We start from the raw sequence: 20,495 nt of genomic DNA, 5'->3' as shown, positions 1-20,495 counted from the left end.
TGGTTTCAGGTGAGGCGGAGGGTGAAGGGCGGCGCGGCTTTGTGTCTCGTGCTCACCACCAGGTGTGGGCGTTGCGCCACCGGATCTGCACGTTGGGGCCCGGTCCGCGCTTGTCGACCCGCGTGTATGTCAGGTGGGCGCCCCAGATACCTGGGGGGATGGTCATGTCGGCCAGGCGCGGCGAGGACCTGGTGAGCTTGTCTGCGACCGACGACTGGGAGCCGTCGTGCTTGGTGAGCAGGACCGTGCGGGACCACGGCCGCGCGTCGATCTCGACCGACTCGCCCTGCTTGATCGTCATGTTGAGCTTCACCGCCCACAGGTTCTGGAACTCGATCCGCGGAGCTGTGCACGGGCCCTTGATCTCGATGACCGGCTGCGTGGCGATTCGGCCTGCGTGCTGGATGGCCACGGTCTTGCGGACCGGCTGCGTCATCCACGGCGGCAGTGCATCACCCCACCAAGGCCGTCCCGGTCGCCACGGAATGTGGAACCCGGACATGTCCCACATCTCCCGAACCTGCTCCTCCTCGTCGTAGAAGCGGTCGTCGATGGCCTGGAACTCGCAGATCACCGGCACGTACCCGCGCGCGGCGAAGCGGGAGTGGACGACGTCGAATTTGCGGGGCCTTCCGTACAGGCGGCGGGTGCGTCCGGCGGAGTTGTGCACCAGCCACGCCACTCGGGTGGGGCGCATACGGATTGGGTCGGCTCGCCAGACCTGCCGCAGCATGGCCACGCCGTCCTGGACCCACTCGGCGGATGAGCCCTTCTTCTTGAGCAGGTTCAGGTACGCCTCGTTGTCGACCCAGTCGCCGATGCGCCGGTCCTTGATCATCCAGTACGGCACGGGGTAGTGCCGGTCGACCGGCGCGTCCACTGCGTCCACGCCCAGCTCGAAGGTCACGCTGGCGGAGCGCTGGTAGTCGCGGCCCAGCCGGTTGCCGTCCTCCCCGGGCAGCGGCTGGTCGCCGACTTCGAGTTCCGCCAGCTTCACCTCTGGCTCGCTGAGGCAGTACATGCCGCTGGCCTGCGTACCGAAGTGCAGAGCCGCACCCGGCAGATGGTTGTAGCTGTAGTAACCCAGGTACCACTCGCCGGAGCGCATCAGCCGACTCCTCCGCCGAGTCGGACCTTCCGCAGCTCGTACATGGCGTCCTCCATGGCGTTGCCGACGCCAGCGACCTGGCCGACGTTGATGTTCAAGTCCCCGCCGACCAGCGCCGCGGTGTTCGCGGCGGCAGCTGCCGTGCGCGGCGGGCTTGTTCGAGTGGGGCGGTACAGCGACTGGGCGCCGGCGGACTGGTTCAGCGCACCGTTGGCGAACTGCTTCAAGTCCCGCCCGTAGACGACGGTTCCGCCGAAGAACCCGGCGACAGTGCCGAGGATTTCTTCCGAGCGCTTCCGCTTTGACGGCGCCAGCGGGATATACGCCTCGCCGGGGTACGTCTCGGGCTCGGCCCACAGGCGCATCTCACCCGCCTTCGCGATCTGTGCGATGTGCCGTTCGCTGCCGTTCGCGAACGCCTTCACACGACCGGCCATGGCGCGGATGCCGCCGTCGGCGTAGCGGACGATCCCGCCGTCAGCGTGCTCGGAGACGTACGGCTTGCCCTTCGCGGAGTACACAACGGTGACGTGCACGGTCTTGCCGGTCAGGGAGTTGATCCGGCGCTGGATAGCCCCGACCTGCCCGGAGGCCGTGCCCGCAGGCGCGGTGATCTCGACCTTCTTCCCCTTGAGGCCCCTGATCTTGTAGCCCAGGTCACGCAGTTGCTGCTGAGCGAGGCGGGTCGGGGCGTCGACCTTCACCTTTCGGTTCGCGGGAAGGTCAGCGACCTTGTCCCGGACGGCCTTCAGCTCACCCGCGGCCCTGCGGATGATGGCCTCAACCGTGACCTTCTTCTTGGTGGGCGCGGCCTTGATGTCCGCGGCCAGAGCCGCGATGTTTCCGCGCGCCGCGCCGGTCGGGGCGCTGACCGCCACCTTCTTGCCGCCGGGCAGCGTCTTGACCTTGAACCCAAGGGCCTCAAGCTGTCGGCGCGCCTCCGCGGTAGGTGCGCTGATCCGGATGGTCTCCCCGACCTTCAGGCCGTCGAGCTTGCCGCGCAGGCTCAGGAACTCGGCCATGGCCTTGTCGACGCCGGAGGTCTTCATGATCGTGGTGATGGTGTCGGGGATGAAGCCCATCTGGTCGGCGAGTTGCTTCGCCTGGTCCTTGGGGATGCCCATGTCGGTCGCGAGCTGGATGGCCTTGGATCGGGCCCGCTCCATCGCGCCCTGGCTCTTGTCCATCGCCTCAGACATGGGCATCACGCTCTGCTCCGCAGCCTCTTTGGCCTTGGTGGCGACGCCGAGCATGGAGTCCCGCAGCTCTGTGAGCTGACTGTTGAGCGTCTGGCCGTTCCGTGAGGCGGTGTTGACAAGGCCGTCACTGTCGACGAGGGCTTTGCCCCAGCCCTCGGCGTGGTTGATGTTGCTCTTCATCGTGTCGTCGATCTGCAACATCACTGAGTTGAGCTGTGCCTGCGCGTCGTGAAATGACTGGGAGTTGCCATTGAGGGCGTCGAGTGCGCGGCGCAGGCTGTCGACGCGTTCGTCAGCGCTCTTGGTTTTGTCGCTGAAACCCTGGACGGCGGACTGGAGTCGGTTGTATGCGGAGGTGCCGGTGCTTGCCGTGCCGTTGGATGCTTCGTTCAGTTCCTTCGCTCGGGTCTTCGACTTGTCCAGCTCGCCGCTCATTTCCTTCAAGGCGTCAGCGGCGGCCTGGTACTTCTCGCCCTGGGGGGACAACTTGGGGACCCAAGTGTCGGCGCCGATCTGGGCGTAGTGCTTGGTTCCTTCTGCGAGACTCCGCAGCTTCTTCTCCAGCCCGTCGATGGAGCCGCCCTGGTCGAGATAAGCGTCCGTGACCTGCTTGAGGGAGACGTCGGCACTGCGGAGGGTGTCGACGAGCTTGCCCTTACCGTCCGAGAGCTTGACGTCCTGGAGGTACTGCGCGGCCTGAGCCCTGACATTCGCGTCGATCTGCCCGTTCGAGTCCGCGAGAGCCTGGGACAAGGAGCTGATGCGTTCCTCATGCGCGGCCGCGGCGCGGGCGGCCGCCTCCTGCTTCGAGGCGAGATACCCGAGCCCGATGGTGACGCCAGTGATGGCGATGCCGAGGGGCCCGCCGAGCGCGGACACCATGCCGCCCAGCGCGTTCGATGCCACCCGGTTCGCGGCTCCGATGCCCCGCAGGGTGCCGGACAGACGGCCTCCCTCGCTGGCAGCACCCCGGTAGGCGGTGCGCATCTGGCTCCAGACGCCTACCTGCTGTCCGGCGACCGCGGTGCCGTTGCGCAGCACTCCGACGGTGCTGTTCATCGACCGGCCCGCAGCCATGACAGACGTACTCAAACCGCGCATCATGCTCGTGACGCCGCTGATCACCTTCAGCATGAGCAGTGTGCCGAAGAAGGCGGACAGCGCGAAGTTCGCACCGGGGAGCACATGCATGAGCGAGTTGAAGGCGTGCACCACGCCGTTGAACGCGACCAGCAAGAGGCCGAGCCCGCTGCCGGCCGCCGACAGGTTGCCGATGGCGGTGGCCAGATTGGAGACCACACTGATCAGTGCGGGACCGATCGAATGCCCGATGCCGTCGAAGAACGTGCCCAGTGCGGGCATCAACTGGGTCCTGATCTGCCGGATCAGGTCGGTGACGCCGTTGTCTTTCGCAGCCCGTCCCAGACCGCGAAAAAAATCCGCGACCAGCAGGTTCAACTCGTGGAAGGTTGGAGCAGCGTCGGAGAAGAACTGCTTCATCGACGTCTGGCCCTTGGCCGAGTTCGCCCACCGCTTGAAGCGGGTCATCGAGCCTTCGAACCCGTCGAGTAGAGCGTCGCCGCTGTCCTGAGCGGCCTTTCCTACTCCTCCAAGGCCCTTGACCAGGTCCCAGGTGGAGCGCCCGAGTTGAGTCGCCTTATCGCCCGCGTGATCGAGGAACTTGGCGAGGGAGCCGGTCTCGCGTCCGGCCTGGACGGAGGCGCGCGCATACTGGGTGAAGCGTTCGATGCCGCCGCTGACCCGCTCGACAAAAGGGCCGGAGGCCACCGCAAAGTCAATGCCCGCGTGGCCCAGGTTCGCGAGCCCATCGGTCATGTGCCCGATGGCGGTGCTGTTGGTGGCCGCGATCGTCTTGAAGTCCCGGCGGAACGGGCCGCTCTGCATGAACTGCGCGCCGCGCTTGGCCAGGTCGCCCATCTGCCCAGCGGTGTCGCCGAGCGAATCTTTCAGCAGGGGCAGCACTGCGGAGGAGAGCGGCTTGACCTCATCCGCGACCTGCGAGAAGAAACGTTCCTGCGCCGACTGGCGCATCTTGCGCCATGCGCCGCTCAGGCCCCCGACCGTCGTGACGGTCTTGCGAGCCGAGGTCGACAGTCCGTCGAGGGACTGCGCCAGCGCCTCCTGCTGGGCCGCCGTCAGCTTCGCCCCGGAGCCTGCCTGCTGCTGCGCCTTGAGGGTCTGCTTCAGGGCCTCGCCGAACCCGGCAAAGGCCACCTTCGTGCCGATCGCCGCGGTACCGGCCGCGACGATCAGCCCGGGTATCGCGCCGAGAACACCGACGGCTGGCGCGGCCGCTGAGGCGAGCGCCGTCAGCCCGGCACCGTACTGGGTGAGCGCAGCGACGGCGGGCTGTGCCAGGGAGAGCAGGGAGCCGATGCCGAGCATCCGCATCGTCCCGCGGCCGCGCGGGAGCCGTATCCGCACCGGCACGTTGACCGGGGTGCGGTCGGCTTCCCCCTGGGCTCCGCGGATCAGGCTGCGGACGCCGGAAAGCAGACCGCCACCGCGGCCGCCGCGGTCGGAGTCGCCGTCCGGGCGGACGGGCACACGCACGTCCGTACCGGCGATCCGCCGTGCGATGCCGTCCAGCTCGGTGCGCAGCCGCTGGTCGTCGACCTTGATCTTGACCTTGGCGCTGACGCCCTTCGACGCCTCTTTGACGGCGGTGTCGAGCTTCTTGCGCAGGCCCTTGGAGTCGACCTTGACCTTGACCTTGACGGCCAGGCCCTCGGCGGCCGTCTCGATCTTGCTGCGCAGGTTGCGCGCGAACCCGGCGAGGTCGGCGACGACCGGCACGTCCAGGCGGCCAGCCTGAAGGCCCTCAGCCACTGCGGACCATTCCTCTCTGCATCGCGGCCGCGAGCATCTGCCGGTGCCCCGTGAAGTTGGAGGCGGACTGCGGCTGCGGCTGCGCGCCGCGCCGCTGGTGGGCGGCGTCGGCGGGGTTGAACGGGCGAGGGATGGACTTCGGTTCGTCACGTCGCCGATCGGCGGCCAGAATGCTGACCTCTTCGATCAACTGGGCCAGGAGTTCCGTCTCCTTCGTCCACCCGTTGATCTGGGCGGACTGGAGGCGGGAGTTCTCGGGGAGGCCGTCGATCAGGACGATCAGACGCCTCAGTCCGATGAAGCCGGGCTCTCCTGGCTGCCGCCAGACTCCTCGGGCGTCGAGCCCGTGGTGGAGGCTGAGGTCGGACTCGACGTCTCCCCATCGCTCTCGGAGGAGTCGCCCAGTCCGAAGGACTTTCCCAGGTCAACTCCGTAGACCTTGATCAGGCCCATGGTGAGGCGGACGTACGCAGGGAGAGAGGGCCCCAGGTCCTCGAACCGCTCGTACTCCTCCTTGCCCAGGAGGATGCGGTGCACCTCATAGATCGCCTCGACGAACCGGCGCGGCAGATGCGGGCGCTTGAAGAGGAGGTCAACGACGAGGCCGACCGTGGGGTTCTCGCTGGCCTCGACGACATCGCGGAGCAGACCGACCAGGTCCAGCTCCTCGGAGAGCAGCGGGTCGAGTGCCTTGGCCGGCAGCTCGGCCGGATAGATGAACTGCTCCTCGCGGTACTTGACCGGGATGCCGTGGGGGTACTGGACTTCCCGCCGCTCGGCGGCGTCGAGGTCGATGACGAACGACATGAAGGGCTGGCCTCTCGTGTACGCGGGCTGAGTCGCGGGGTGCGACAGCGCGCGGACACTGGCAAGCCGGGACGGCTTGCGTCGCGCGCTGCCGCAGCGAGAGGTCAGCCGGACGCCGGAGGCGAGACGACGGCCGCCGGCTGGAAGGCCGGGTCGTCGGTGATCAGGTACCAGGCGTCCACATCGTCACTGCCCTGGAGAGCAAGGCGCAGCGGCAGAATCGCTTCCTTGGTCTTCGCCAGCTCCTTGGAGACGCCTTCCATCTGCATCGTACGAGGCAGCATGTAGCGGTAGTGCTTGCCGCCGTCGATGACCTCGATGCACGCGGCGATCTCCGTGCGCCCTCCGATGCGGGGAGGGACGAACCGGTAGTGCTTCTGGGTGCCTTCCTTGGGCGTGATCTCCGTGATGGAACCGCCGCCGTACACCGCTCGGAAGTTCTCGCCAGACCACTGCTGCAAGTCGACTTCGAGGGTGCCCGCGTCCTGGGTCTGGAAGGTGCGGGTCGGGTAGCTGCTCTGCGCCGAGCGCACCTGCTCGAAGTTGGGCTCTGAATTGAACTTCAGGCTGTCCTCAGTGGTGAAGCCCACTGCGCGCCAGCCCTCCGGCATGGGGGCCGTGGCGTCACCCGGAGCGTTGACCCCGATGGCTGCGAGCCACACGCGCGTGAGTGAAGGGATGAGGATTTCGTTGCTGTTAGCAGTCTCGCCTGCCATGACGTTGGTTCTCCCTGGTCCGGTGATCGGGCCCGGGAACCTTGGGGAGAGGCGGCGCTTAACGTCGCGTGCTGGCCGGGGGCGTCACGGCGCTTCCCAGAGGGCCCGTGCGACGTGCTCGGTTCCGCGCGGTGTTCGGGGACGGCTCGCGCAATGCCAGCCTCCGCGAGGCGGGCGTCGCGCGATGACCCGCCACCCGGCCCCGCGGAGGCTCGCCCCGGTTTCACCGGCCTGCGTGTACGTGATCAACCGTGAGTAGCCCAGGGCCTGAGCTGCGCGCCAACAGGCCGCATAGAGCATGCTGTTGGCGTTGCGGACGCCGTCCGTCGCGGTGCGGGTGACCTCCAGGGTTTCGCCGTTGTCGAGATGGCGTGCGACGGGCCGCCCGACGATCGCGACGGCCCGCAGGACGCCGTGCTGGTCGGCAGCGCCCACGCTGAAGACGGCGCCGACCGGCGGTTGATGGTGCCTGTGCCACTGGGCGACGAACTCTTTCGCCTGCTTCTGCCGCAGGGGCACGAGGTGCAGCCTCACCCTCTCGTCGCTCGCACGCATAACCAGGCCCTCGCCTACGGGTGCAGGGTGACCAGCAGGCCGAGGAGCCAGCGGGGCTGTCCGTCGACGAGCGGGGACCACAGCAGAGCGCCGGAGGGCCGAACTCCGCTGATGACGGGCTGGCCGGGCGTGTGCGGGGCCTCGGGAAGCTCCGTGGCCGCTGCCGCGCAGGCGAGGGTGATCCGCCGCAGCTCGGCCTGCCCCGGCCAACCGCCGGGGTCGCCGTACACCTCCAGCGTCACCTCGGGCTCCGTTGCCCAGGTCAGGGAGCGCATATCGCCGCCGGGCCCGTGGGTGACGCGCAGGTGCGGCCACGGCGCCTCGGAAATCCCGGACACGCGGCCGGGCCCGCCCAGGGCCTTGGCCACGAGCGGGTGCGGTTGGAGCCAGGCGAGGAGAGCCGAGACCGGATCAGCGTCGGCGAGTTCGTACGTCGCGGCCATCAGGTACGGGCGACGTAACCCTGGCGGCGCAGGCGACGGGCATAGTCGGCGGACACGCGGATCTTGTCCCCCGGCTGGTAGCTGCGGCCCTCGATGTTGAGGTGGTGCGACAGCGTGATGGTCTCCGCCCCCGGACCAGCTGAAGAGGCGGCGCGGACGGTCTTGACCTCGTCGGCCGGAGCCCCCGGCGCGGCGGTCTTGGTGAGGTTCTTGGTAGTCATGCCGCGCACTGTGGGCGGCATGACGCCTTTGTGTCGCGCGCACTCGGGAGATCGCCGACGCCGCAAACGCGCTGCTTCCTCGTCGTGGGCTTAGCCGCCGGACGGCGGAACCTCTGTCGACGCCGAGCCCGTCAATTGACGTGTTCTGCCTACGTATTAATTACCGCAAAACGGGATCAGACGGTCCGACACCTTGACGTCAACGGATATGATGGCAGTGGCGGAAAAGGGCGACCGCCCCCGCCATGGTATCCGTCGGCATAAAGGCGTCACACCGTCTGACCTGCGGAAATGCCCTTTGAGTCATGCCTGAAGTCCCTCCAGTGTGGTTGTTGTGCCGGGAAGCCGACACCTCGAACCGGAGGGACCACGAATGAGCAGTAAGAAGCGCACCGCTGTCGACGGCCGCGAAGCCAGATGGCGAAAAGTGCCCTGCCAGTGGCGCCGTCCACAGCCTCTGGAAGTTACCGAGCCCCTGGCATCCATCTCGCTGGTGGCGTCGGTCGCCGGATACGTCCCCGAGGGTCCAGCGACGGTCGGCGCCACCGTCGCCTTCGCCCTGCACGCGGTGGCCACGTTGGCGACGCGCTGCGTGCGCCGTACCCGCGAATGATGTGCAGCCTTGTCAGCGTCGTGCGGCCACGATCGCCGCGGCGCGGGCCATGAAGTGAGTGCCGTCAGCGACCAGGTTGCCGGGGTAGACGGTGCCCACTTCGGCCTCCACGACCATCGGGCCGCGCGCGGTGACGGTTACGGTGACCTTCTTGCCGGTGATGATCGGCTGGCCGGTGCTGATGTTCCGGGCGATGCCTTCCGGGTCGATCGCCGTGGTGCAGCGGCAGTTCTTCAGGTTGGCGACGGCGCGGGACGACTGGTCACGGGGCTGGTGCATGTACGTGTTCGAGCCGACGCCGCGGTGGCGGCGGTCCCAGTCCATGGAGTTGACGGTGAAGCGCAGGTTGCCGGGCACGACTTGGCCCTGTGCCTGTAGGTGCGTGGGGCGCACCTTGTCGTCGGCCATCGTGACCCATCGTTTGGTGGGTGGAGCGAGGCGCTTAGCCTCGACCTCGACCTGGTGGGCGATGCGCTGGACGTGTGGGGCGATCATCCGCGCCAGCAGCGTCTCCAGCGCGGGGTTCGGGGTGAACTTCGCCGCCATCACGGCACCTCCGGCGGATTACGGGTGGCGGTGGCCTGGACGTAATCGACGACGGGACAGCCGGACACCTGATGCAGGCGGGCGGTGGTGACCGTCCACGTCATGCCGGTCTCGTCGCCGACGACGTCACCGGCCTCCACCGGCCAGGCGGCCGGGTCCAGACGCAGAGACCAGGGGCCGTCGGGCTGTTCCAGCGCGGAACCGGGCCAGGTCCCGCGCGGTTCTGGCCGTTGGCTCGGGTCGGGCGGTACCGGGACGCCGTTCGCGTCTCGGGCCCACGGATGCTTGAACGCGTAGAGCGTCAACCGTCGGTTCGGCAGGACGACGGCCACCGTCTTCAGCCCTTCCCCGGGGTGACCAGAGCCTGACGGATGCCCGTGGTCACCGCGGTGATGTACGCGGTGAAGGCCGGGGTGGTGTTCTTCCGGTTCGCGCGGCTCATGTCTCCCTTCTCGAAGAACTGGGCGCGCTGGGCGGTGGTGAGTTCGAGCTGCACGCCCATGCGGCGGGTGCTGCGGTTGGCGATGTTCGCCGGGTCGTTCCCGTTCAGTTCTTCAGCAGCCACGCTGACCGCGAAGCCGGCGGCGGCCAGGGCCTCGCCGATCTGGTCCCGGAGGTTGTAGTCGAGCCCGCCGAGGTAGGTCATCGCCGTGGTGCCTGCCGCGCCGTGCCAGGACACGATGTGACTCGCCTCCTTGGCCATCGTCAGGCCCTGCGGTTCATCGAAACGCGTCGAGGTGATGTGCAGCTCCGAGTTGGTGCCTGCCTCCTTGAACGCGTCGAGGGTGTAGAAGTCGTGTACGTCGCCTGCGGCTGCGTCGGCCAGTTCGGTGGTGCCCTGCTCGATCCCGCCCCCATGGATGGCCAGATGCAGCAGGCTGGAGAACGCGGAGGTGCGCCATATCCGCTGGTAGTGGATACCTTCGATCTGGCCGCTCGCCAGTTCCGCGTACGACTGATAACGGTCACCCACGGGTCTGCTCCCTTCTTCCGGTCAGCGCCAGTGGCGGCTGGATGAGTACGGCCACGGCGCGCGCGGCGGGCGAGAGAGTGGTTGGAACACCAGGCGGCGCAGCCGGTTCAGGCTGCCGATCACGGGGACAGCGCCCGCCTGCCCCGGGGCAGGCGCGGAGTCGTACGAGACCGACTGGCCTTCAGCGCTCACCGAGGAGACGCGTCGGCTCGCCCCCGCGTTCTCGCCGGGACGCTGACGTACGGACTCGGCGGCGTGCGCGACGACGTACCGCACCACCGACTCCTCCCGGGCGCCGTTGAGACCGACAAGGAGATCCACGTCGTACGTCCCGTCGGGGTTGGCCCGGTAGGAGACCACTTCAGCGATGTCGTCGAGGTGGACGGGCCAGGCGTCGATGTCGTCGAGAGCATCTGCCCAGTGCGGGGTGATGCCGCGCAGGGTGGTCGCAGTCGGCACCAGTGTCCGGTTGAGGTAGGCCGCGACGTCGGCTTGCGCGTTGCGGATCTCTTCCTCGTACGTGCTGCGCTGGCCGGAGGTGAGGGGAAGCGGGACGCCAAGGGCATCGGCGACGGCTTCGGGGGAGGCGACGAGCCCCTGGCCCGTGGGGAGGTCGAGGCGCACGGATGTGTCCGTGACAGGCTGTGCCACGGAGTTGGGGGTGAAGGTGACCGCACCCCAGTAGCGGCCGGGCGCGACCACCGGCAGATCAAACCGGTACGCCCCGGGGCGGAGCCGGACGGCGGGCGCGGCTGACGCGACAACCGGCCCGTCCCGTTCGGGCGTCGTGTAGAGGTCGAGGCGCGTCACCTCGCCGCCAGCCGGGCCCGGGTCGTAGTGCGCTCCGGCCCACATGGGCTTGTGGTCGTAGACCGACACCCCTGCGCTCCCTTACTGCTTGCTGCCGGCGCGCGCGGCCTGCGCGTCGAGACGTTCACGAATGCGGGCAGCGATGCTCTCGGAGACCACGGCACCCTTGGGCTGGAGCAGCCGGGTGACGGGGTTGCGGTGCGGTCCCAGGAAGGTGTGCTCGACCAGGCGGACGGTGCACTGGAGCGTGGAGCCGAACGGGGTGAGCGGGACGAACACGGCGTCCACGTTTGCGGGCGGCTGGCTGGTGGCGTCGTCGAGGATGATGTCGGACAGGTTCTCCCCGTCGGGGATGACCTCGGTGGGTGTGACGTACGGGCTGGGTGCCGGAGGCTCGGGGGCCTCGTCGACGTGGGGCGGCTCCAGCGGGGCGGCGTCGGGTGCGGTGGGGGTCGAGTCGGCCCCGGTCTGCGGGGTGGTCGCCTCAGACGGGGTGTCCTCACCGGTTGCCTTTGCGGCGGACTTGCGGGTGCGGGCAGTGGTGGCCATGGATGGCTCCTCAAACGGGTGTCGGTCCGATCGCGCGCACCCTGCACAAGGCGTTCGGCTTGTGTCGCGCGGTAAGTGGCAGGGATGGTTTCCTCGACTTCGCTGGGCGATGTGTGAGGGCTCAGGGATTGCTTGACGTGACCCGACTACCCGTCCCCGCTGACCTGCTCGGGCCGCGGGACGCTAACCGCGTGTGTACGCGGCCCGGCTCGAAGGTCGACCATCGGAGACGGCAACAGTCCGCCAACAGAGTGAGGTCGTCCCTCCCAGGTAGCCGGTGCCGCCGTGGCATCCGGACGGAGGGGCTTCCAGCGGCTATTCCGGTACACCATGCCCAACAACGTCTGCTCCCGCCCCGGCCGGTACCCACGCGAAGTGGTCCTCCTGCTCCTTGAGGAGTATGGCCCCCGTAGTAACTGGCCAGCGGGGCTGGGCACAGCAGCCCGGCTGTTGTTCGCCCTGCACGAGCAACTGTCGAGCGAGGGGTTCCTCAGGGCGCTGGAACTAGGACGCCGGCTCGACCTGCCGACAGTGGACGATGCGGATGAGCGACTGGCCCAGGTCACGTTGAAAGCAATGCAAGGCTCGCTAAACGGCGAGGCGTTCGAGGTGCTCATGGCATGCGCCGAGGAGGCCCACGACGTGCAACGGACAGCAGCGTGAAGGGGTTGGCTAAGGCGATTGCTGCTGACCAGATCCTCTGGCATGGCGTCGAACCAGGGTTCCGCTTCACTTGCCCCGACTGGTGCTCAATGAGGAAAGACCCCTCGTCCCACTATGGGTTTGACGAAAGGGACTTGGCCAAGGTGCTCCACTACGGACCCAACGGTGGCCTCGGCATCATGGACAACGACTCACTGGAATCCTTCGGCTTCGACGTCGACCTTATGGCTGGCTCAATGCCCGACGGGTCCCCCGGCAGGCCATTCCTCCGGTTCTCGGAAGAGGAAGACGGCCCTTTCTTTGACGTCCAGGACATCGAAGAAGGGCACGCCTTTCTGCGTCGTCTGTCCCACACAGCACATCGGATGACGCGCTGGATGGAACTGGCTGAGGAATGGGACAACAACGCCCCGGTCGGCCAGGCGGGCCGCACGGGCCTCGCTAATCTGAAAGTTGGCTGCACATGATCACGTCAAGGGGGCTGGCCTTCGTGCGGGCCCCTGCCGGTCGGGTCAGCCTGCGGCCGGGGCCTCGTAGGTGAAACCGTTGGCCTTAGTGACAACACCGCTGTCGTCGGTGAGTTCGACGGCCACGGCTCCGGCTGCACCGGGCGGCGTCTTCACGGTCAGCTCGGTGGCTGAGCGGACGTGAAGGTCGGCTCCAGCGGCGCCGCCGAAGGTGACGGCGGAGACGCCGTCAAGGTTGGCGCCCTTGATCGTGACGATGGTGTTGCCTCCGGCCGGGCCCTTGGCCGGGCTGATGCTGGCGACGCTCGCCGTGGTGAACAGGCGGTCGATGGCGGAGCGTAGGACGATCGTCCCGGCCTGGTAGAGCAGGAAGCGCTTGGAGCCCTCGGGCTGTCCATCGCCGCGCCCGTACGGCTCGGATATGTAGACGTCTTCGCTGACCCTGACGGGCGGATCTGTGAGTGCGGCTGCGGGGAACGCTGCCTTCGTGATGCGGGTGCCGTCCTGGCGATACAGGCCCATGGTGTTCCTCCTCCGATGCGGGATTGCGATGGAGGATGAGGGTGGACAGGTGCTTGGGTCGCGTTCCGAGGGTTTGCCCAATTGGGCAAGAACGATCTTGAGTGTCTAAAGCAGCCGGAGATGATCCCAGCCGTCCCGACCGACGCTGAGAACGAGCAGCCCTGAGGACGAGACTTCGCCGCTGCGAGCGGTGTACCAGTCGCTGCCGTTATCGAGTGTGGGGGCTTGGAGGTGAAGGCGTCCGTTCCCGAGCTGCTGGGCACGGAAGGTGTGGTAATGGCCCGTGATCAAGATGGCGGCGTCGGCGATGGCCTGGCGGCCGAAGCTCTGCGCCCGCCACCAGTCCCCGGCCTTCTCCGGCCGCGGGTACTGATGCCCGTGCGCCAGGCCCACCGTGGTCCCGGCGACATCGAGGCTTATCGCCTCTCGCCACTTCTCCGGGAGGACGAAGGAGACGTGACCATACGCGTCCACGTTCCGGGCGTACGCGTCGGCGATCTGCGACATCACCTCGATGCCCCAGTCGTCGTTGGGCGGGCCAACCGCTTCGCGGCCGCGGCGGACCCTGCCGTGGTTCGAGCCGCACGTTGCCGCGACGACGCGCCCGAAGCGCCCGGCGAGACGATCCAGACCCTCGAAGGTGATCCTGCGGTGGACGCGGATCATCTCCGTGAGCGACAAGTCGTTGGTGTACGCCCGCTGCCCAGTGTTCTCGTAGTTCTCTACGCAGTCGCCGGCGTCCAGCCAGTACGCGGCTGTGGGACCTTGGCCGATGGCCTTCAGATCCCGTACGTGATCGTCGAGCTTGTCGAAGCGCTCCGCGACGCGTCCGACCAGTTCCGGCGTTCCACCGTCACGGCCGACCTTGCCGGCCTGCGCGTCGGCGTACACGACGATCAGCGCGCGCTCTGCGGCCTCGGCGGCAGCGCGAGGCTTGCGGCGGCGGCGCATCGCGTCGCGGACCAGGGCGTCGACGTCGCCTGCGGAGAGCCAGGCAGGGGCTGCCGGTTCGACGACGTAACGGCAGCGCCAGACCGGTCGGGTGACCGCGTCCTCGCCTTGGGCGAAGCGGTGCCAGGCAGCCGGATCATGGCGAGCTTCGACGAGGCGAACTCTCCAGCCGTCGGGAACGGCCAGTCCGAGTTCTTCGACGCGGGCGCGCCAGTCCGCTTCACTGTTAGGGGGCTGCTCGGCGGCCGGTGCGGTGACGACCATGGTGCCGCCCGGCTCATATCGGACTCCAGCCTCCCAGCCGCGCGGCGCAGGCGCCGGGGCCCGCAGCACCTCACTCGGCTTCGACTGCCCGTTGGGGGCGGGCTGGAGCAGTGCCTCCAGGTCGTTCGTGAGGCTCATCGCGCACACCGGCATCCGTTGGCTTCACCACGGCGGCGGTGACGCGCCACGGTGTAGGCGGTGATCTGTCGGCCGTGCTGGTTGAGGATGTTGGCGATGGCCGTCGATGTGATCGTGCGGGTGTCGAGTGTGTGGCTCAGCATCACTGCGGTGTCCTTGTCGACGGACGCGAGGACCACGCCGACGCTGCACGGCGGCCCCTTGCGTGCGCCCGGCGCCCGGGTAAGCGCCTCCAAGTCGGCAGCCAGCTTGCAGAGTTCCTTCTCGGTCACCGGCAAACTCCAAGTCAGTGCGTACAGAAGCGGGACGGACCGTATGGTCCGCCCCGGTCTTACGTCGCCCCCTGTTCAGCGGCCCTGCGCTTCACGGTCTTCGGCTTCACCAGCTACGACGTGTGCGTAGGCCGCGAACTGTTGCCGCTCCTCCGGTGTCCCGTACAGGGCGAGCAGGCCGCGCGCGTGGTCGAGCTTGGGGCCAACTTCCTGACCCCGAGGGTGGGAGTGCGACCAGAGTTCGAGATTCCCGGAGCGAAGCCGCCCCCGCTCGTCCATGATGAGCGGCCCGGCGGTCCGGTTGTCGTGTCGCACACCGTTGACGTGATGCACGGTTTCGGTGGGCAGCAGTGGGCGACCGAGAATCTGCTCGATCATCAAGCGGTGCTCACCCTTCGCTGACTTGCCGCCCCCCTGCGAGATGACGCGGTAACCGTCCTCGTTGAGGTAGCCCTTTCCGTTGCCCGTCCGGTACGCGATGTGACAGGTTTGGGAACAGAACCGACCAGCTTGGGAGAGCGAGCGCGTGTAGGAGACGCCGCAGAATTCGCAGTCCCGGGTCACCTTGCGGGATTGAGTCGCGGCTTTCTTGCAATCCACCGAGCAATACCGACTCGTAGAAGCAAGAGCCTTGATGACGTAGTAATCGTTGCCACACTCTTCGCACGCGTTTGCGGCTCCGGTCTTAGGCTTGGATGCCCGCCCTCGGCACTCGGCGTTGCAGAAGACTCTCGTCCCTCGCACGTCCGCCCGGCGGCGCACCACTTTCCCATTGCAAGCGGCGCACTTGAGTTCAACAAGGTTGGCGGCCTTCTGGCAGTCCCGCGAGCAGTACACCGGCCGTCCAGCTTGCTGCGTCGCGACTTGCCCGCCACTCGCCTTAAATGAGAGCCCGCACCGGGCACAGGGAAGCATGGGGTGCTTGCGCTTCGGGCCCGACTTTCGCGGTTCGAGGTCGCCATTACGACGCATACGCTGATAATGCACGTTGCACCAGTCAAGGCGTCCGATGCGTCTGTCCGAGCACCCGGGGGCCTTGCACTTCTCGGACTCGTTCTGCGCTTGTTGATTAGAAAGGCTTTTGCGGACCCGCCCACGCGAGACCTCCCGATTGCAGCAGTCGCCTTAGATTAATGCGTTAACGCTAGATCACCCTCGCCTGAGTGGCAATAAAATGTCAATAACGCTTCTCAAGGGCTGATCAGAAAGTGAGGGTGGCTCCGGCAGGCCGGGACCACCCTCACTTGAGGTGCTATTGCCTCACCTTTTAAGCCGCGGGCTGGGTCCAAGTGCCTATGACAAACGACTCAGGACGGGGCACTTCCAAAGCGACCCTTTCGTCCGCTCGGAACGTGATCAGGCCCTTCTCGAAATTGTCGGCGTTCTCCGAACTGACGGTTACGGAGACGGACTCCCGGTCGTGGAGCTGGGCGCCGAGGCCGAAGGCGCCGATGAGGAAGTTGTCGTCGGCCATCGCGGTCGTCTCGACGACGTCCAGGCGCCAGACACGCTTGGTTGCGCCGACGGCGATCTGGAGGGCGACACGGAACGCTCCGGTCTTGTCCTCCTCGACCTCGACGTGCTCCCACATGGTCGGGCTCAGCACGATTCCGGTCGGGTCGTATTCGGCGAGCAGGGCCTTGGTGATGCTGCGTCGGATCTGGACGCTGTACTGGTCGGTGTTGAGTCCCTGGTACTGCTGGACTCCGGGGGTGTTGAAGATGCCGGTGAGGGACTGGCCGTCCCCGACGGAGTGCAGGAGGTCCCAGTCCTCCTGATACTTCACACCCTCAATCATTCGCGAGTTAATGAAGGTCTTAAGGCGGGGTTCGTCCGACAAGATATTCTTGTGCGAATCGATCAAATGTGCGATTTCGCTGACCGGGTACATCACGGGCACAAGGGACAGCTTCGAGCGGGGCGCCCGCCCCCAGGTGTCGGTTTCCGCACCAGTCGCCGGGCTGGTGCCGTCGGCGCCGTAACGTTCCTTCACCTGCTTGGCGTTGTTCGTCCAGCCGGTTTCACGCGCACCGTAGAGCACAGCTTGCTTGGTGCTGCTCTTGGGGAACAGGTCGCGGATGTGGAACTTCCGGTACTCGCGCTCGGCGATACCGAGATTCTGCGCGGAGCCGAGGGTCTGATGGGTGACGGTGCCTGCGGACAGGCTGAAGATGGACTTGCCCTCCATCTCCGCGCGGACGTACGGGCGGTCGCGGAATCCGGCCTGGGCGGCGTTCTTGTAGGCGTCGCTTTCGACGAACAGGTCACCGAGGCTCTTGCCTTCCATGGCGCCCTGCGGCTTCTGGCCGTAGTGCTGGCCAGCGGCGGAAACGGAGTCGGGTCCGGCGAGGTACTGCTTGACCTCGCTCATGCCCTCGGCGTCTGCGATGAGCTGCTTGAGTTCCATCGCCTGGGCGGACACCTTCTTGAAGGCGTTGGCCTGCTCGGTGGAGACGACGAAGCCGCCGTTGTCCTCGACCTTGAACGTCTGCGAGATCCGCTCGGCTTCGGCGGACTTTTCGGCGAGCTGGGCCTTGAGGCTCCGGACCAGTCCCTTGTTCTCCGCTATGACGGGGGTGCTCACGGTGTGCTCTCTCTACGTGCTGGGGTGCGGTTGACGTGCGTCGCTCGCCCGGCCAGCACCGGGACGACCCGACAACGCGGGGCATTTGAGAGAGCGGGGGTGGTTAACGTCGCGTGCTGCCATTCCTCAGGTGATGGAGGAAGGCAGCACGTGGGCTCTGACCTGCTGTTTTGTTGTTCTGGACGGGGTAGTGGCCGCAGGGGGCGGCCAGTCGGCGCGCGAGGGTGGAGACGGAGCTAAGTCGCGGGCGTCACCCCTGGATCGCGGCGAGTTGGGCTTTCACCTCCTCGGCGTCCAGGCGCACGGTGTCCTCGTCTTCGTCCTCGTCGTCGCTCGGTTCGTCGGTGAGGGCGGGACTGGAGTCGTGGGGCTCGTCGTAGGGGTCGTCGTCCCACAGGTCGATGCCGTTGCCGGCCATCGGGGAGGGTGCAGGGGTGGGCGCCTGCTGGCCGTCCTCGTCGCTGGGGCTGATGTCCAAGCCCTTGGAGGAGAGCGCGGCGAGGAGTTCCCCGACGGTGGCGCGCACGGGTTCAAGCTGCTGTGCGCTGTCAGCAGCCTGAACGCGGGTGGTGGCGTCCGCGAGGGCGCGCACGGTCGGTCGCACGATTCGACTGTCGGCGGTTTCGCCGCTGTCGGCGGTACGTGCAGGCCCCTGATCGGGGATGACCACGGTGGTCAGCTCGACGGGCTGGGGTGTGCCAAGGGACATCTCGGGGCCGGTGGAGTCGTAGTGCACGGCGTAGTTGACCGGGTCGTTGCCGTCCTGGTGGACGGAGACGATGACGCGGTCGGGGTAGGTGGCTTCGATGCACGTCCAGGTGCTCTCTTCCGTGGCCAGGAGGCGGCGGACGGCGACGCCGAGCCGGTCGCGGATCTCCTCGTACGATGCGGGCAGCGGCTGGATCGGCGGCACGGTGGCTCCTGTGGTGATGCGGGACTTGGCTTCGAGGACGGTGGCGCGGGCGCTGTCGCGCTCGGCGGCGTGGCTGGGCCGGTAGACGCTGCCTGCCGCCTTGGCTTCGAGGACGGCGGCTCGGGCGGTCTTCGCTTCGAGACTGGCCCGCGGCTCGATGTCCGCGCCCGGCTGCACCCCGGTCTCCTGGATGGGTATGTCGCCGACGGCCTGGCCGGTGAGGCGGATTGGGGTGGCGTCTGGGCCGCGCACGACATGCACGGTGTCGAAGGCGACGGGGAGCGGCGGCACGACCGGGGTGTCGGTCGGTAGCGCATAACCGAGGGTCACGTGCGGGGTGAACCCATGGTCGGTGCGCAGGGCCCCGGCAAGGGGGGACAGAGCGAGTGCGTTGATGACTCGTGTGCGGAGTTCACTGAGGCCGGGCACGTCGACAGGGACAAACACCGGCTCGCCTTCTCCTGCGTCGGGGAAGCGACCGATGCCTCCGATCGCCCCGGCGAGCGGGTCGGCGCCGTTGAGGGCCGCGGCGACGATGCCGGCAAGGTCGTCGGGCTGGCCAGGGAGCTGATCGGTCTCGCCGAGGTAGGCCAGGGTGATGTGCAGATCGCGTGCGGCGGTGCCGTCGCGGTGGGCGACCCTTGCAGCGATGCTGGCGGGGAGATACAGCGCGACCATGACGCCGCGGCCCGCCTGCTGTTCGGCGGCCTTGACGTCGATGTGGCCGCTGGATGCCGTGGTCTTGTGCTCCAGCTCGACCGAGTCGGCCTTGACTTCCAAGGACCTCGTCATGGGATGTGCGCCGTGGAGGACTGGGGAGACCTCGTACAAGTCCAGCTTGTGGATCACGCGGACGCCGTCGGCGCGCCTTGTGGCATCGCCGGGAGGGACGCGGTAGCCGATGGAGAACTGGGCTTCGCCGTGCTCGTGCCACTGCCGTACCTGCTCATATACGTCGCGGCCCTGGGACGTGCGCAGGTTGAACTGGATGGTCGCGACGAGGGCCCCGGCCCCTGCGGGCCAGTTCGGGATGTCGGCGAACCGGGGGTCGCCGGGTTGCCACTCGGCGATCTCCAGAACGACACCGATGGGCTGCTTCCACTCGTGGTGCCACACGGTCTTGACGGGTCTGGTCGCAAGGGTGTGGGCGAACGCGCCGGGGACGATCAGGTCCGCGACTTCGTCAACAACGCCCGTGACAGCGAAGATCGCCCGGCATATGCCCTTACGGGATACAGGGGCTCGGGACATGGGGGCGGGTGGCACGGCGAGGAACCTCCGGCGGTGGACAGTTGGCCGCCGCGGACCGTGCCGTGCTCGCCCCTCTACTGTCCCGTGCTGATCTCTGCCTGGGGGTTCCTGGCTTCGGCAGCCGTGCGCGCCGCCATCCATCCCTTGGTCCAGTAGCGGGCGCCGAACTGCTGCTCCTGGTCGGCGCTGTACTGGTCGTAGGGGCAGGCGTCGGAGGGGTCCCCCTGCCCGAACGCTGTTTTGCCCTCGTTGAGGAGCGCCAGGTATCTCTGGCGGTTCAGCTCCACCGGTCTGGCTCCTAATTCTGTTTCGGCGGGAACAGCGGATCTTGCCCGCCGCGTTCAGCGTCCATTGTCCCGTCGGCGCCGCCGCTGCTGCCCTGGCTGTGGGTGCGGGTCATCTGGGCGTCATCAACGTCGATGGCCCAGACGTCCGGGTCCGTGTATCGCCACACCTGACCAGTGGCATCGCGGACCCACCCCGTCAGTGTGCCGTCCGGGGCCTGGTCGAGCCACGCCTCTTCCCCGTCCCCGCCGTTGTAGGCGGCGAACGCGTCGGCTGGCTCGGTCTCGTCGCCCTCGTCGTACATGTCGCCGGACCATGGACGGGCGTCGTCTTCTGAGCCGGGTACCGCGCCGGCGGCTGTCTCGTCTTCCGGGGGCGCGGCGCCATCGGCGGGAGTCTCCTCACCCGCGGGGCCCGGTGTGGTCATCGCGTCGTCGGCCGTATCGCCCGAGGCGTCCTCCTCTGCGTCGGACTCCGGAGCCTCGTTCGGCTTCTTAGGAATCGGAGGGGCGCCGGAGCTGGTTATGTCTGCCGCGTCCTGGTCCTGATCTTCGTCGTCGTCTTCGAAAGGCTTGCCGCCTTTCGGGAGTGCCTTGATGGCGAATCCGTATCTGGTCACCAGCGGAGCATGTCGGCGAGAAGCCGCTTGTGTCTCGCTGCACTGACCATTCTTCCTGTGCACATCAAGCTCTCGCGGTCACCCAAACCGTGGGGTATAGGTGCCAGCGGTCGGCGCGCCCCCTCCCCTCACCGAGCGGGCGCGCCCAGGCCCAGTGCCGCAGTTGATTGTTGCCG

Annotated in this window: 24 protein-coding genes; 3 read left to right on the top strand and 21 right to left on the bottom strand. The window is 67.5% G+C overall.

Annotated features, from left to right (window positions below; translation table 11 throughout):
- Positions 1-52: 52 nt before the first annotated feature.
- The 8 genes from IG54_RS0104790 to IG54_RS0104755 all read right to left on the bottom strand — a co-directional run bounded on the left by IG54_RS0104790 (position 53) and on the right by IG54_RS0104755 (position 7,899).
- On the bottom strand, positions 53-1,108 hold the full coding sequence (locus tag IG54_RS0104790) for a hypothetical protein (RefSeq protein ID WP_030777673.1): 1,056 nt from the start codon (positions 1,106-1,108) through the stop codon (positions 53-55).
- Positions 1,108-5,157, bottom strand: coding sequence for a hypothetical protein (locus IG54_RS0104785; protein ID WP_030777670.1), 4,050 nt, complete (start codon positions 5,155-5,157; stop codon positions 1,108-1,110). The genes IG54_RS0104790 and IG54_RS0104785 overlap by 1 nt, the downstream gene beginning before the upstream one ends.
- A complete protein-coding gene (locus tag IG54_RS0104780; protein ID WP_030777668.1) occupies positions 5,150-5,347 on the bottom strand; it encodes a hypothetical protein in 198 nt (65 codons plus the stop codon). The genes IG54_RS0104785 and IG54_RS0104780 overlap by 8 nt, the downstream gene beginning before the upstream one ends.
- A gap of 98 nt (positions 5,348-5,445) precedes the next feature.
- Complete coding sequence (locus IG54_RS0104775; protein ID WP_030777666.1) at positions 5,446-5,964, bottom strand: hypothetical protein; 519 nt, start codon at positions 5,962-5,964, stop codon at positions 5,446-5,448.
- A gap of 104 nt (positions 5,965-6,068) precedes the next feature.
- Entirely contained in the window at positions 6,069-6,680 is a 612-nt protein-coding gene (locus tag IG54_RS0104770) for a hypothetical protein (protein WP_030777664.1), read from the bottom strand.
- An 84-nt stretch (positions 6,681-6,764) separates the two neighbouring features.
- Entirely contained in the window at positions 6,765-7,199 is a 435-nt protein-coding gene (locus tag IG54_RS0104765) for an XF1762 family protein (protein WP_234335975.1), read from the bottom strand.
- Positions 7,200-7,249: 50 nt separating this feature from the next.
- On the bottom strand, positions 7,250-7,678 hold the full coding sequence (locus tag IG54_RS0104760) for a hypothetical protein (protein WP_030777659.1): 429 nt from the start codon (positions 7,676-7,678) through the stop codon (positions 7,250-7,252).
- On the bottom strand, positions 7,678-7,899 hold the full coding sequence (locus IG54_RS0104755; RefSeq protein ID WP_158708824.1) for a hypothetical protein: 222 nt from the start codon (positions 7,897-7,899) through the stop codon (positions 7,678-7,680). The genes IG54_RS0104760 and IG54_RS0104755 overlap by 1 nt, the downstream gene beginning before the upstream one ends.
- A 373-nt stretch (positions 7,900-8,272) precedes the next feature.
- Here IG54_RS0104755 and IG54_RS41895 point away from each other — a divergent pair, with 373 nt between their 5' ends.
- The gene (locus IG54_RS41895) at positions 8,273-8,512 is read left to right on the top strand and encodes a hypothetical protein (protein ID WP_158708823.1); all 240 of its coding nucleotides are present in this window, start codon (positions 8,273-8,275) and stop codon (positions 8,510-8,512) included.
- Between the two features lie 12 nt (positions 8,513-8,524).
- Here the strand turns inward: IG54_RS41895 and IG54_RS0104745 are convergent, their stop codons facing one another.
- Genes IG54_RS0104745 through IG54_RS41200 form a run of 5 tightly spaced genes read right to left on the bottom strand, consistent with a single transcriptional unit; the run spans position 8,525 to position 11,390 of the window.
- Entirely contained in the window at positions 8,525-9,058 is a 534-nt protein-coding gene (locus tag IG54_RS0104745; RefSeq protein WP_030777655.1) for a hypothetical protein, read from the bottom strand.
- A complete protein-coding gene (locus IG54_RS0104740; protein ID WP_030777653.1) occupies positions 9,058-9,390 on the bottom strand; it encodes a hypothetical protein in 333 nt (110 codons plus the stop codon). Before IG54_RS0104740 ends, IG54_RS0104745 begins: the two co-directional genes overlap by 1 nt.
- Before the next feature lie 5 nt (positions 9,391-9,395).
- On the bottom strand, positions 9,396-10,031 hold the full coding sequence (locus IG54_RS0104735; RefSeq protein WP_051819270.1) for a poly-gamma-glutamate hydrolase family protein: 636 nt from the start codon (positions 10,029-10,031) through the stop codon (positions 9,396-9,398).
- Positions 10,032-10,052: 21 nt separating this feature from the next.
- Positions 10,053-10,910: a hypothetical protein gene (locus IG54_RS0104730; RefSeq protein WP_030777648.1), complete on the bottom strand. Its 858-nt coding sequence runs from the start codon at positions 10,908-10,910 to the stop codon at positions 10,053-10,055.
- A 12-nt stretch (positions 10,911-10,922) separates the two neighbouring features.
- A complete protein-coding gene (locus IG54_RS41200) occupies positions 10,923-11,390 on the bottom strand; it encodes a hypothetical protein (protein WP_030777647.1) in 468 nt (155 codons plus the stop codon).
- A 375-nt stretch (positions 11,391-11,765) separates the two neighbouring features.
- Between IG54_RS41200 and IG54_RS0104720 the strand changes: the two genes are divergently transcribed.
- Both IG54_RS0104720 and IG54_RS0104715 read left to right on the top strand, forming a co-directional pair.
- Positions 11,766-12,053, top strand: coding sequence for a hypothetical protein (locus IG54_RS0104720; RefSeq protein WP_030777645.1), 288 nt, complete (start codon positions 11,766-11,768; stop codon positions 12,051-12,053).
- A gap of 134 nt (positions 12,054-12,187) precedes the next feature.
- On the top strand, positions 12,188-12,520 hold the full coding sequence (locus IG54_RS0104715) for a hypothetical protein (RefSeq protein WP_158708822.1): 333 nt from the start codon (positions 12,188-12,190) through the stop codon (positions 12,518-12,520).
- A 45-nt stretch (positions 12,521-12,565) separates the two neighbouring features.
- Here the strand turns inward: IG54_RS0104715 and IG54_RS0104710 are convergent, their stop codons facing one another.
- From IG54_RS0104710 to IG54_RS0104675, 8 genes are all read right to left on the bottom strand, one after another.
- A complete protein-coding gene (locus IG54_RS0104710; protein ID WP_030777642.1) occupies positions 12,566-13,042 on the bottom strand; it encodes an IPT/TIG domain-containing protein in 477 nt (158 codons plus the stop codon).
- Between the two features lie 105 nt (positions 13,043-13,147).
- Positions 13,148-14,395, bottom strand: coding sequence for a hypothetical protein (locus IG54_RS0104705; protein WP_234335973.1), 1,248 nt, complete (start codon positions 14,393-14,395; stop codon positions 13,148-13,150).
- Positions 14,392-14,667 carry a hypothetical protein gene (locus IG54_RS0104700; RefSeq protein WP_030777638.1) on the bottom strand — a complete coding sequence of 92 codons (276 nt, stop codon included), beginning with the start codon at positions 14,665-14,667 and terminating at the stop codon, positions 14,392-14,394. The genes IG54_RS0104705 and IG54_RS0104700 overlap by 4 nt, the downstream gene beginning before the upstream one ends.
- A 75-nt stretch (positions 14,668-14,742) precedes the next feature.
- On the bottom strand, positions 14,743-15,267 hold the full coding sequence (locus IG54_RS0104695; RefSeq protein WP_158708821.1) for a hypothetical protein: 525 nt from the start codon (positions 15,265-15,267) through the stop codon (positions 14,743-14,745).
- A gap of 667 nt (positions 15,268-15,934) precedes the next feature.
- On the bottom strand, positions 15,935-17,251 hold the full coding sequence (locus IG54_RS0104690) for a phage major capsid protein (RefSeq protein WP_234335971.1): 1,317 nt from the start codon (positions 17,249-17,251) through the stop codon (positions 15,935-15,937).
- Positions 17,252-17,501: 250 nt separating this feature from the next.
- Positions 17,502-19,415 (bottom strand): 2'-5' RNA ligase family protein, encoded by a 1,914-nt coding sequence (locus IG54_RS0104685; RefSeq protein ID WP_030777631.1) that lies wholly within the window; start codon positions 19,413-19,415, stop codon positions 17,502-17,504.
- A 74-nt stretch (positions 19,416-19,489) separates the two neighbouring features.
- Entirely contained in the window at positions 19,490-19,702 is a 213-nt protein-coding gene (locus IG54_RS0104680; RefSeq protein WP_030777629.1) for a hypothetical protein, read from the bottom strand.
- A gap of 11 nt (positions 19,703-19,713) precedes the next feature.
- A complete protein-coding gene (locus tag IG54_RS0104675) occupies positions 19,714-20,319 on the bottom strand; it encodes a hypothetical protein (RefSeq protein ID WP_030777627.1) in 606 nt (201 codons plus the stop codon).
- Between the last annotated feature and the right edge of the window lie 176 nt (positions 20,320-20,495).

Origin of the sequence: Streptomyces sp. NRRL S-920 (assembly GCF_000717945.1) — a bacterium.
Classification (GTDB): Bacteria; Actinomycetota; Actinomycetes; order Streptomycetales; family Streptomycetaceae; genus Streptomyces; species Streptomyces alboniger.
Note: the sequence above shows the minus strand (reverse complement) of the source record. Positions and strands in the feature narration are given on the sequence as shown.

Bases quoted from the DNA above. Each gene is read 5' to 3' on its own strand.
- IG54_RS0104705 (WP_234335973.1), bottom strand. From the start codon at position 14,395: ATGAGCCTCACGAACGACCTGGAGGCACTGCTCCAGCCCGCCCCCAAC.
- IG54_RS41200 (WP_030777647.1), bottom strand. From the start codon at position 11,390: ATGGCCACCACTGCCCGCACCCGCAAGTCCGCCGCAAAGGCAACCGGT.
- IG54_RS0104775 (WP_030777666.1), bottom strand. From the start codon at position 5,964: ATGTCGTTCGTCATCGACCTCGACGCCGCCGAGCGGCGGGAAGTCCAG.
- IG54_RS0104790 (WP_030777673.1), bottom strand. From the start codon at position 1,108: ATGCGCTCCGGCGAGTGGTACCTGGGTTACTACAGCTACAACCATCTG.
- IG54_RS0104770 (WP_030777664.1), bottom strand. From the start codon at position 6,680: ATGGCAGGCGAGACTGCTAACAGCAACGAAATCCTCATCCCTTCACTC.
- IG54_RS41895 (WP_158708823.1), top strand. From the start codon at position 8,273: ATGAGCAGTAAGAAGCGCACCGCTGTCGACGGCCGCGAAGCCAGATGG.
- IG54_RS0104685 (WP_030777631.1), bottom strand. From the start codon at position 19,415: ATGTCCCGAGCCCCTGTATCCCGTAAGGGCATATGCCGGGCGATCTTC.
- IG54_RS0104745 (WP_030777655.1), bottom strand. From the start codon at position 9,058: ATGGCGGCGAAGTTCACCCCGAACCCCGCGCTGGAGACGCTGCTGGCG.
- IG54_RS0104755 (WP_158708824.1), bottom strand. From the start codon at position 7,899: ATGACTACCAAGAACCTCACCAAGACCGCCGCGCCGGGGGCTCCGGCC.
- IG54_RS0104760 (WP_030777659.1), bottom strand. From the start codon at position 7,678: ATGGCCGCGACGTACGAACTCGCCGACGCTGATCCGGTCTCGGCTCTC.
- IG54_RS0104710 (WP_030777642.1), bottom strand. From the start codon at position 13,042: ATGGGCCTGTATCGCCAGGACGGCACCCGCATCACGAAGGCAGCGTTC.